Source organism: Microcoleus sp. A003_D6 (assembly GCF_036702825.1).
Classification (GTDB): domain Bacteria; phylum Cyanobacteriota; class Cyanobacteriia; order Cyanobacteriales; family Microcoleaceae; genus Microcoleus.
Map to the genome: position 1 here is coordinate 42,087 of NZ_JAUBWA010000038.1, position 11,571 is coordinate 53,657.

Annotated in this window: 7 protein-coding genes; 4 read left to right on the top strand and 3 right to left on the bottom strand. The window is 44.8% G+C overall.

Going from position 1 to position 11,571, the window contains the following annotated elements; translation table 11 throughout:
- Nucleotides 1–170 precede the first annotated feature (170 nt).
- Both QUB70_RS12900 and QUB70_RS12905 read right to left on the bottom strand, forming a co-directional pair.
- Nucleotides 171–821, bottom strand: a complete 651-nt coding sequence (locus QUB70_RS12900; protein WP_265235574.1) for a Uma2 family endonuclease — start codon at nucleotides 819–821, stop codon at nucleotides 171–173.
- Between the two features lie 247 nt (nucleotides 822–1,068).
- Entirely contained in the window at nucleotides 1,069–1,959 is an 891-nt protein-coding gene (locus tag QUB70_RS12905; protein WP_332980799.1) for a hypothetical protein, read from the bottom strand.
- Nucleotides 1,960–2,042: 83 nt separating this feature from the next.
- On the opposite strand from QUB70_RS12905, the gene QUB70_RS12910 reads away from it, so the two are divergent.
- The 3 genes from QUB70_RS12910 (at nucleotide 2,043) to QUB70_RS12920 (ending at nucleotide 8,290) form a co-directional block, all read left to right on the top strand.
- Complete coding sequence (locus tag QUB70_RS12910; protein WP_332980801.1) at nucleotides 2,043–2,633, top strand: hypothetical protein; 591 nt, start codon at nucleotides 2,043–2,045, stop codon at nucleotides 2,631–2,633.
- Between the two features lie 239 nt (nucleotides 2,634–2,872).
- A complete protein-coding gene (locus tag QUB70_RS12915) occupies nucleotides 2,873–6,298 on the top strand; it encodes a CHAT domain-containing protein (protein WP_332980804.1) in 3,426 nt (1,141 codons plus the stop codon).
- A gap of 318 nt (nucleotides 6,299–6,616) precedes the next feature.
- Complete coding sequence (locus QUB70_RS12920) at nucleotides 6,617–8,290, top strand: tetratricopeptide repeat protein (RefSeq protein ID WP_332980808.1); 1,674 nt, start codon at nucleotides 6,617–6,619, stop codon at nucleotides 8,288–8,290.
- Between the two features lie 147 nt (nucleotides 8,291–8,437).
- Here QUB70_RS12920 and QUB70_RS12925 read toward each other — a convergent pair whose 3' ends face one another.
- Nucleotides 8,438–9,022, bottom strand: a complete 585-nt coding sequence (locus tag QUB70_RS12925; RefSeq protein ID WP_332980809.1) for a hypothetical protein — start codon at nucleotides 9,020–9,022, stop codon at nucleotides 8,438–8,440.
- A gap of 12 nt (nucleotides 9,023–9,034) precedes the next feature.
- On the opposite strand from QUB70_RS12925, the gene QUB70_RS12930 reads away from it, so the two are divergent.
- Nucleotides 9,035–11,500, top strand: a complete 2,466-nt coding sequence (locus QUB70_RS12930; protein WP_332980811.1) for a CPBP family glutamic-type intramembrane protease — start codon at nucleotides 9,035–9,037, stop codon at nucleotides 11,498–11,500.
- Nucleotides 11,501–11,571 lie beyond the last annotated feature (71 nt).

Genomic DNA, 11,571 nt, shown 5'->3' on the forward strand with positions numbered 1-11,571 from the left:
GTCAGAAACCGGGTTTTTTACTAAAATCTGTGGTTGTAGCCGACAGATGAGATAAAAACCCGGTTTCTTGGGTATTATGGGCGATCGACCCGCGCCGACTTTATTTCGATTCGCGTCCGCAATAAACGACCATCTCGATCGAGACGCAAACCCGATCTACTGTTATTTGCCTAACTCATCTGCTTTCTCAATTCTCTCAGCATTTTACTGCTACCTTCCGTGAATGCTCGATCGACCAACTGAGGAATTAACTCCAGAATCGGTAAGTTGGGAAAAGTAGGACTACTAGAAGATTCAACATACTTCCCGTCAATAAGAACGTTAATGGTAAATTTTTTTTCAGTATAGATCCACACTTCTGGAACCTCTAATGCTTCATAGATATCGAGAGCAGTCAGGGATGTTACATCTGCTTCAATTGCCAAGTCAGGAGGCGGATCTACAGTCAGATCTATTCTTTGGCGATCGCGCACTTCCTCAGCATTTTGGATGTAAAAACAGGTATCTGGTTCGAGTCCTGCTTGTTTGGCTTTCTTTCTAAAGGTTGTCGAACCAAAGTCTTCCCAATCTCGCTCTTGGATATCGAGTAGGGTGGTAACTATATGACCAATAATTCGGTGCGGTCTTTCGTGGATTGGAAGGGGCGACATAATTTCTAGTGTTCCTTTAATATAAGCGATTCTCGTCCTGATTCCTGCTGCTTCTCTTTCTTCTAGAATCGCTTCAAATTGATCCCATGTGACATCGCGGATAGTCATTAAACTACCTGGGTCAAGCTGAATATTTTTAATGGGGATTGTGACGGATATGGTAGCAGTCATAGGTTTTAATTTCTGGAGATGGTGTTGGATTTGCGATGGAATGCTTTGTGATCTCCTCCGAAGGAATCCATATTTTTCTTACCTCTTCCTAAATTATAGCATGACTCTCAAACCGAATATTGAAGCAACTGACGAGTAGCCGATCGGATTTCATTAACCTGATGTTTGGAAATAGGGCGATCGCCTTTTCCTAAAAACAAATAAAAAACCGGGTTTCTAGGGTATTGGCGATCGCCCCACAGCGATTTTATTTGGGCGGTTGAGAAGGTGCGGGACTGAGTATCAGCAATTGATCGCCTGATTGACTTTGTTGAATGGCAATCACTGGCGGTCGAACTTTCGGGTCTTTTTGCTGTTCTTTTGTTAAAGCTGGAAACAGATAAATCCAGTTTCCTCTCTCCAAAAGCAACCGCCAAACTCTAGGTTCTTTGGGATTATTAATATCAGTATAATCTCTTTTGCTCAAATCTGCAAATAGACCTGCATCGCCGATCGCCTTAAATCCTTTGGGGTCTAGTCGGAGTGTTGGATCGTCGAGTTTTCTTCCTAAAGCAATGTTGTCTTGTTTGGCGATTAAGGCAACTGCGGGTAAAGACGAATTTTCCCCGGCATCGCGTCGGGCATCGGCAATACCTTGGTGGTATGCTGACCAGAATAAAACTAGCAATACCCAACCGACGATGATAATTTCGTCAACGAGCGATCGCAATAATTTGATTGAGTTATATCTATTGACATTAAATTGTTGCCAAGAGTTCAGGATGCGGTAAAGCCACGGGAATCTTCTGGCGTAAGTAGAGGAAAGCCACCGTGTAATTGTGCCATTAATTTTAGCAGCAACTGTCTTGTTTATACTATTAACCAGCCACAAACTGAGGTAAATCGCCAGGGCTGTCAGCAGAAGGGCGATCGCACTCCTGAGTATTGTCGGGCCATCGCCTAAAAATACCTGAAGCGGTACTAGGAAAAACGATTCTACTGGTAAATCGAGGGTAATTACATTTAGCTGAAAGCAGTAAAAATAAGACCAGCGATAAATCCAGCCGGTGAAAAACAAACCGGCACCAAGCAAGCCAACAACACTGGCAAAGTTGCCTAAAATATTCGATTCTGGAGTAGGTTGGGGAGAAGCGGTCACGGAATCACCTTCAAGGGATGTGGAGTACAATTTTAGGACAGTAGCACGGGTAACGCTTATCCTTGAAGGGGGTCTAGGGGACGATGAAACGCAGAACACTTTCTTTTCTAGTTGTAGCACTTTTTACAGTAACAGCGGGTATGGCAGCACAAGTTAATGCGGCCAGTCAGGAAGTCCAGAAACAGAATTTGCCATCCGTACAAGCACAGGCTAACGCTAGCCAGCCCATACCCGTAGCGTTGCCGACGCAAGCGGAAATTGTGATGAAAGGGGGCGGAAAAAGAGACGGTCGAGTTGTGCAGATTGACGAGAAAGTGCAACAATTATGGATACAGCTAGGACAGGAAAAGCGATCGATCCCGTTGGGTCAAATTGATAAAATCGTGTTTTCCAAAAGTGCGGTAGTTTATCGCAGTAATGGGGTGCAACTTATTCGGGGCGAGCTCCCGCCAGCTACTAGCACTCAAGCCAAATGGAATGGCATTCCCATGAGTGCTTTTGAGCTGAAAGATGCTGTTAAAGGTCAAGCTGTGGTGAATTTGGGGCCGCCTGTCGTGAGTCGAGGGCAGTTGCGGGGGATTTTGGGAGTATCGAAAGACCGGCAATTTTTCGTGGATGAAATGCAATTTGATGTTCAGAAAAAGACGATGACAATTGCAGCGACTCCGTATTGAGTCCGTCGGGAGGTCAGAAACCGGGTTTTTTTACGAAAATATTTCGTGCAGCCCGCAGATTCGGTAAAAAACCCGGTTTCTTTGGTCGGAGTGTGTAAGTTCTGTCCGCAGTTGTTTGGCTGCGATCGCGATTTAATTTCAATATCTGACGGTTTTGACGAGCCATTAGAAGATTTCAAGGATTAAAAAATTCTGCGTTTGATGCCTATCCTATTAATCGAATTGGGTGAATTATAAAAATGATGAAACGATTTATCAGCAGTGTTTTGGTCTTGGGTGTGTGTCTGACTCCTCTGACTGTGCCGGTGATGGTTCAACCTAGTTGGGGGCAAAGTCAAAATTCACTGGTTCAAGAAGTAGAGAGACTTATAAAGCAAGCACTACAACAGACACAACAAGGACAAGCCCGACAAGCGATTGAAACATTGCAGCAAGTTCTAGGAATTGCACGACAATTTAAATATAGACAAGTTGAAGCTTTAGCACTCACTGGGATTGGTTTTAACTATAACAGAATCTTCCAACCGCAAGAAGCATTGAAATACTACAACCAAGCTTTACCAATTAAGCAGGAAATCGGCGATCGTGCAGGCGTTGCTACTACTTTAAATAGTATTGGTTTTAACTACGATCGCCTCTCCCAACCGCAAGAAGCTTTGAAATACTATAACCAAGCTTTACCAATTCTGCAAGAAGTCGGAGATCGAAAGGGGGAAGCTGCTACTTTGAATAATATCGGTTTAGTCTACAACAGTATTGGGCAACCGCAAGAAGCTTTGAAATACTATAACCAAGCTTTACCAATTATCCGGTCAGTGGGAGATCGCTCTGTAGAAGCTACTACTTTGAATAATATTGGTGCAGTCTACGGCAGCATTGGACAACCGCAAGAAGCATTGAAATACTATAACCAAGCTTTACCAATTAGGCGGTCAGTGGGCGACCAGCATGGGGAAGCTGGTACTTTGAATAATATTGGTGAAGCCTACAAAAAAACTTCGCAACCCCAAGAAGCATTGAAATACTATAACCAGGCTTTACCAATTATGCAAGAAGTAGGCGATCGCGCCAGCGTTGCTGCTATTTTCAGTAATATCGGTGAAGTCTACAACAGTATTGGACAACCGCAAGAAGCATTGAAATACTATAACCAAGCTTTACCAATTAGGCGGTCAGTGGGCGATCGCTCTGGAGAAGCTGCTACTTTGAATGGTATTGGTTTAGTCTACAACAGTATTGGGCAACCGCAAGAAGCATTGAAATACTATAACCAAGCTTTACCAATTATCCGGGAAGTGGGCGATCGCTCTGGGGAAGCTGGTACTTTGAATAATATTGGTGCAGTCTACGGCAGCATTGGACAACCGCAAGAGGCATTGAAATACTATAACCAAGCTTTACCAATTATGCAAGAAGTAGGCGATCGCTTTGGGGAAGCTGCTACTTTGAATAATATTGGTGCAGTGTACAACAGCATCTCCCAGTCAAAAGAAGCCTTGAAATACTACGATCGAGCTTTACCAATTATCCGGTCAGTGGGCTATCGTGCGGGAGAAGCTACTACTTTGAATAATATTGGTTTAGTCTACAACAGAATTTCTCAACCGCAAGAAGCTTTGAAATATTACAAACAAGCTTTACCAATTATGCACTCAGTGGGTGATCGTGCGGGGGAAGCTGCTACTTTGAATAATATCGGTTCCGTATACGACAACATAGGACAACCACAAAAAGCATTGAAATACTATAACCAAGCTTTACCGATTATGCAAGAAGCGGGCAATCGCAGGGGAAAAGCTGTTACTTTGAATAATATCGGTTCCGTATACGACAACATAGGACAACCACAAAAAGCATTGAAATACTATAACCAAGCTTTACCAATTACGCGCTCGGTTGGCGATCGCGCACAGGAATCAGTTACTTTGGGTAATATTGGTTCAGTATACGATAGCATTTCCCAACCGCAAGAAGCATTAAAATACTATAACCAAGCTTTACCAATTAAGCGCTCGGTGGGCGATCGCTCTGGGGAAGCTACTACCTTGAATAATATTGGTCAAGTCTACAACAGCATTTCCCAACCGCAAGAAGCTTTGAAATACTATAACCAAGCTTTACCGATTCGGCGCGAAGTGGGCGATCGCTCTGGGGAAGCTGGTACTTTGAATAATATTGGTTTATCGTACCGAGATATGAAGCAACCGACTCAAGCGATCGACAATTGGGAGAAATCTGTCCAAATTACCCTAAAAATACGAAGTAGTTTACAGCGAGAAAATCGCCAAAAGTTTCTAGAAGCTAAAAGCGGAACTCCGATGGCCCTCACCTCCCTCCTCATCGACCAAAACCAAGCCGATCGCGCTTTCCAATGGGTCAACATCACCACCACAGCAGACCTCGCCGACTACACCCGCTTAATTGACGCCAAAGTCGCAAACCCCGAAGCACAAAAAGCAATAGACGAATGGAATCAAAAAAATCAACAACTCCAGTCACTCCGCCGCCAACTCGAAGACAAATTCTCAGAAAATCTCTCCCGACAAATCCGGGACTTAGAAGCAGAAGTCAACCGTCAAGCTGAAGCAATCTCCCGCCAATTCCCAGAAGTCGCTGAACTCTTTGAAACCACACCCAAAGATATCGCCCAACTGAAAGCAAGTATCGCACCAGATACCGCTGTCATTCAACCCGTCTTGCTGACAAATGTCAAAAATGTTCCCAATACGATCGCCATATTTGTCTTGACAAAAGACAGTTTAAGTGTTAAGAAAATACCCATAAAACCCGCAGAATTCGACAAACTCCTCACTCAATACCGCGAACAACTGCAAAATACTGGCGACACTAACGTCACCGTAACTGGCGGCAAACTCTACGACATCTTCATCCGGCCAGTAGAAGACCAAATCAAGGCATTCTCCCCCAAACAATTGAGCATCATCGCCACGGGAAAACTGCGCTACATCCCCTTTGAAACCCTGTCTGACGAACAAACCGATCAATTCCTCATCGAGAAATATCCCGTCAACTATCTCACCCGCATTTCAACCAGGTCAATTCCCGATTCCACATTACAAGGCGGCATCTTAGCATTAGGAAATCCCGTCCCCCGCAATCCGCAAAATCTACCCGGTTCCGAAGCAGAAGTTAGAAATATCGCTCAATTATTCCCCGGCAGTTCTGCCTATATCGGCAATGCCGCCACCCTCGACCAATTCAAAACCCAAGCACCCCGCTTTCCATTTTTGCACCTAGCAACTCACGGCTGTTTCCAACCCGAAGGCTGTCAAAAATTGGATATGAAAGCAAATACACTGCTATTTGCTGACACTCAATTCAATATTGCCGATGCCGCGTTATTAGGATTGCAAAACACCAGACTCCTCACCTTAAGCGCGTGTCAAACAGCTTTGCAAGCGAATTCCAACGGCGAAGAAATATCGGGAGTTGCCTATGTTTTTGAGCGTGCGGGTGCAAAAGCTGTGATGGCGAGTCTCTGGAGTGTTGATGATACTGCTACTCAAGAATTGATGGTTCAATTTTATCAAAATATCAATAAAGGGATGAGCAAAGGGGAAGCTTTGCGGCAAGCTAAATTGAGTCAAATCACTCGCCATCCTTTTTATTGGTCGCCGTTTATTTTAATTGGCGATGCGCGGTAGTTAATGCAAAATTGGGGTTCCTTATAGGAAACCCGGCGGTTGAAACCGCGTCTTGTCAAACCAAGTCCGCCTTCGCGGACTGAAGAATAAACCAGGGATTTAACGTAATTTAGTCGATCGCAGGCTGCGTTAATTTTTTAGTCTCGCGTTGGGCGGACTTCGTTTATGTAGTTTATACTAAAATACCATTTCTCTAAAATCGTGCAACACTCTTCGACCCCCCCTAGCCCCCCCTTGCTAAGGGGGGGAACAAGAATACTGTTGCATTTTTTTTTAAAATTGGTAGAATTAAAATACAAACTCTCTTTAATAAAACCGATGGAAACCATTAATCTTAAAGAAGAAGTCCGCAGCTTAGTCGATCGACTGCCTGAAAACTTTACCTCGTCTGACCCAATATCTGCAATTTTTCTCCGACAAGCCATGAAATCCGAACCTATCCAAGTTAAAGGCATAAAACAAGGTAAAAGCATCCAAATGTTTATTAGCAGTGTTTTGGGTTTGGGTGTGTGTCTGACTCCTCTGACTGTGCCGCTGATGGTTCAACCGAGTTGGGCGCAAAGTCAAAATTCACAGCTTGAAAAATTAGAGCAACTCATACAGCAAGCAATACAACAGGGACAGCAAGGACAAGAAGCGCGACAGGCAATAGAAACATGGCAGCAAATTCTAGTCATGGCGCGACAATTTCAAGACAAAAAAAGTGAAGCTCTAGCACTCAATTATATTGGTCTTAACTACGACAGCATTTCCCAACCGCAAGAAGCATTGAAATACTTTAACCAAGCTTTACCAATTATGCGGTCAGCGGGCGATCGCAGGGGGGAAGCTGCTACTTTGAATAATATTGGTGCAGCGTACAACAGCATCTCTCAACCGCAAGAAGCATTGAAATACTACAACCAAGCTTTACCAATTACGCAGTCAGCGGGCGATCGCAGGGGGGAAGCTGCTACTTTGAGTAATATTGGTGCAGCGTACAACAACATTTCCCAACCGCAAGAAGCATTGAAATACTATAACCAAGCTTTACCAATTCTGCGGCAAGTGGGCGATCGCAGGGCGGAAGCTGTTACTTTGAATAATATTGGTTTTAACTACAACAGCATTTCCCAACCGCAAGAAGCATTGAAATACTTTAACCAAGCTTTACCGATTATGCGGTCAGTGGGCGATCGCACGGGGGAAGCTGCTACTTTGACTAATATTGGTTTAGCGTACGACAGAATTTCCCAACCGCAGGAAGCATTGAAATACTTTAACCAAGCTTTACCAATTATGCGGTCAGTGGGCGATCGCACGGGGGAAGCTGCTACTTTGACTAATATTGGTTTAGCGTACAACAACATTTCTCAACCGCAAGAAGCATTGAAATACTTTAACCAAGCTTTACCAATTTTGCAGCAAGTGGGCGATCGCAGGGTGGAAGCTGCTACTTTGAATAATATTGGTGGAGTGTACAAAAGCATCTCCCAACCGCAAGAAGCATTGAAATACTTTAACCAAGCTTTACCAATTTTGCAGCAAGTGGGAGATCGCAGTGGGGAAGCTGCTACTTTGAATAATATTGGTGCAGCGTACAACAGCATCTCCCAACCGCAAGAAGCATTGAAATACTTTAACCAAGCTTTACCAATTCTGCGGTCAGTGGGCGATCGCAGGAGGGAAGCTACTACTTTGAATAATATTGGTAGAGTGTACAACAACATTTCCCAACCGCAAGAAGCATTGAAATACTACAACCAAGCTTTACCAATTCTGCGACAAGTGGGCGATCGCAGGGGAGAAGCTGTTACTTTGAATAATATTGGTGCAGCGTACAACAGCATTTCCCAACCGCAAGAAGCATTGAAATACTTTAACCAAGCTTTACCAATTCTGCGGTCAGTGGGCGATCGCGCGGGGGAAGCTGCTACTTTGAGTAATATTGAGGCAGTAAACAACAGAAGTCAACCGCCAAGCGGAACAAATATCCCGCCAGTTCCCAAATGAACAAGGTTATTTCCCTGCTGTCTTGCAGGCAATTAATACCAATTTTAAAAAAGAATGCAACAGTATTCTTGTTCCCCCCCTTAGCAAGGGGGGGCTAGGGGGGGTCGAAGAGTGTTGCACGATTTTAGAGAAATGGTATAAGAACCGCTAAACTCTCCCCCACAAAGCCAAGCCGCCGCCCCTTCCCCTAGCCGCAATTATCCCATTTTCCACCATAAAATATGCAAAAAATGCCTGCTTCCCCACACTCAAACTAAAAAATTCCGTCTCCCGCGCTTCTCCACCGCGAATAAATCCTTGATATACAGTTTTTCCCAACAATTTAACCGCAATTCTGGTAAAATCAAAAGCTAAAATATTGTTGGGCAAAAACTTAGTCGGCCCGGAAAGAGTCAGTTCGATCGTACCAACTTTTACAGAATTTTCAACCTTACCAATTTCGCTATTCTCTTCTCCTTCAGCGACAGGTTCTGCGGAATAAGCAATTTGAATCTTGGCAATCCACTGAGGGATGTAACGCCCCGCACCCAACACAATCCCCGCTTTTTTTCGAGTCTTTTTCGTGCCGGTGATAAAGCACAGTTGCCAGTGGCCGATTAGCTGGTTAAAATCATAGCGGACTTTGGTTTTTTTAGCGGTTTTCTCGGCTGCTAAGAGGGCGGCGACTACGGCGTCGGGAGATGGTTGAGAATTCGATTTGGCGGCTTGTTCTAGAATAGATATGTTTTCCATTTAACAAACAATATGAATTTTCAACGCAAATTATATTTTCGCCGCTGGATCGGACTTTTGTTGATAAGTGCGATCGCCCTCATCCTATTTTATCCGAAAGCTCAACCGAGCGATCGACCTTCCAACTATTCCCTCAGCAGTCAATCAAATTTCAACCAACCCAGTTACTATCCCTTAAACCAAAATATCCCATCCAATCTTTATTTACCAACCGGCAACTGGACGGGACGACTAATTTTGCCAACTTTCGCACAAATGCAGGAATTTCCTGCTGAAGATTTGGTCTGGCTTGAAGTATACCATGCTCCGGCGACTGCTGAAAACTTAATCGGAAAACAGGTGCGCTTGGCGTGGAATCAAAAAACAACTTTAACCGCAGACATCCAGTTTACAGATAGCACAAACAAGAGCAAAAGTCAAGGCAACGTTCATCCCGATCGGCTAAACAACCGTTCTCAAGTCGGCCCGCTGCAATCTCTCGCCGGCGCCAGACCTAACGATGATGTTACTGTTAGTTTAGAGTCAGTTTCAGTTGAATCCGAAAGCGACAAATTCCCCGTTATCCGCACAAACAGCGAACCAGTGCAAATTACGGGAAGATTTTACGGTTTGGTAGCTTTCCTCGGCCCGGAAACTGACAAAAATCAAGCCTTACCAAAAGTTTGTCCGGGAACACTTCCCTGCGAAAGCGAATACCTGCGAGTTCGCCATTACAATCCGGTTTCCAAACAGTTTGACGGAGTGGAAGAAACTGTGAGATTTCCCCAACAGCCGCCGAAAGGCAGCGGCGTTTTTCCCTCGACTCCCCGACAGTTGGAAAAGTCGCCAGTTGGGAAAGCCGGCTGGTACATTTACGGCGCTAAAGATGCGGCGGGAATTTTTAGCGTTCAAGCAATTAAACCCCGATCGCTCTTTCAACTTCAGCCGCAACAAGTTATAATTGGCAATAATAAAGGACTCAGTTATATCAAAGTAGAAAACTGGCAAAATACTGAAAGTCGCAAAGGTACAGCCCAAACCGTACTTGTTGGCGGGAAAGACGATCGATCGCCCGATTTAGTGTCAGAATGGAAAGAGGGCGATCGAGCCTTATTAATTCACATATTCGGCGGTATCGGCGGCAAACAAGGCGAATCTGTCATCCTCGGTACTGTCACCGGACATTTCGCCTACGGAATCGCTACAATTGTCCGCGATCCTGTTACCAAAGAATTGCTGTTTGACATCGAATACAACCAAGTTTACGCCCACAATCCCGAAGCCATTGTTGCTGGAAAAACAACCTGGGCCAACTATATGGGAAACTTGCAGAGAGGTTGGCTTGGTACTCGCCCAGTCTCGGATGTTATTGTCAAGTTAGATGCAATTTCTCGCGATTACAAGTTTGGCAAAATTGTGCTTTCTCCCCTCGACGAATTTCAGCGGGAATTGCAAATAATGGCAGCCCGCTACCGCACGGGCGACGGCACGGGAAGTGCGGCAGTTACTCCCGCTACTTCTTGCGTGCAAGATTCCAGTCAAGCACTTTATTTAACTATAGAATCAATTACCAAAAAAGTCAATTCAAATCCCGAAATTCAAGACTGGATCGCAGCCCATCCCTCGGATGCAGAAACTTTGCGGTTTCAGCAGCTTGTAGCTTTGGGAGATGCACTGAAACAGCAATTAATTCCCTTGGGAATTGTGCGATCGGACTGGCAGCAAAATGCTAAACTTTTATCGGGAACTGGCGCGTCACCGGAATTTGCGATCGGCAATAGTGTATTTGCAGCTTTGATGAGTTGGCGAACCATGCTACCGCGCGGCGCCCACGATGAATTGAGCCGAATTTTCCTGAAAGCCGGCGCTCAACTTTGGTTTATTCGTACCGATCAAGTCGGAGGATTCAACCCGGATATTGTACCAGTCGCGCCTACTGTTTTGTTCGGGCAATTTCCGATTTTAGCTAGTTTAATATTTCGCTCTTTTGCCGGGTTTACGACTTTCCCGAATGCGGGGCAATGGTCGATCGTACTTGGGGTTTTGTTGCTTTACGGGGCGATCGCAATTCCGTTAGGCGTGTCCAAAGGTTTTTTGCAGGTAAGCGCACCTACCGGCAATGTTTGGAGTCTGCTTTTGGTGGCAGTCAAAGCGCTAATTATTCCCGTATTCGTCGAGGAATGGCTGTTTCGAGTTGTGCTGCTTCCCCATCCCACAGAAGGAGTGACTTTAATTGCTTGGGTGTTGTGGATTGGATTGAGTTTGTTCCTGTACGTGATTTACCATTTTTTGATGGCAAACACTTTATTCCCACAGGGATACCAGACATTTGTTAAACCAATTTTTTTGATTTTAACCGGATTTTTGGGTGTGGCTTGTACTGTTGTTTATGCCTTGACTGGTTCTGCTTGGGCGGCGATTTTTATTCATTGGGTGGCGGCGGCAATTTGGCTGTTTGGACTCGGCGGAAAAGACCAGCTTTACGATAAAATACTGTAGTTTAGACTAACTAAAGATGAGAACGGTGGCAAAAGAAGAACTAGAGCCACCGCGCCGGGAGAGAATGAGGG

Coding starts and splice junctions, on each gene's coding strand:
- QUB70_RS12900 (WP_265235574.1), bottom strand. CDS start 821: ATGACTGCTACCATATCCGTCACAATCCCCATTAAAAATATTCAGCTT.
- QUB70_RS12910 (WP_332980801.1), top strand. CDS start 2,043: ATGAAACGCAGAACACTTTCTTTTCTAGTTGTAGCACTTTTTACAGTA.
- QUB70_RS12915 (WP_332980804.1), top strand. CDS start 2,873: ATGATGAAACGATTTATCAGCAGTGTTTTGGTCTTGGGTGTGTGTCTG.
- QUB70_RS12920 (WP_332980808.1), top strand. CDS start 6,617: ATGGAAACCATTAATCTTAAAGAAGAAGTCCGCAGCTTAGTCGATCGA.
- QUB70_RS12925 (WP_332980809.1), bottom strand. CDS start 9,022: ATGGAAAACATATCTATTCTAGAACAAGCCGCCAAATCGAATTCTCAA.
- QUB70_RS12930 (WP_332980811.1), top strand. CDS start 9,035: ATGAATTTTCAACGCAAATTATATTTTCGCCGCTGGATCGGACTTTTG.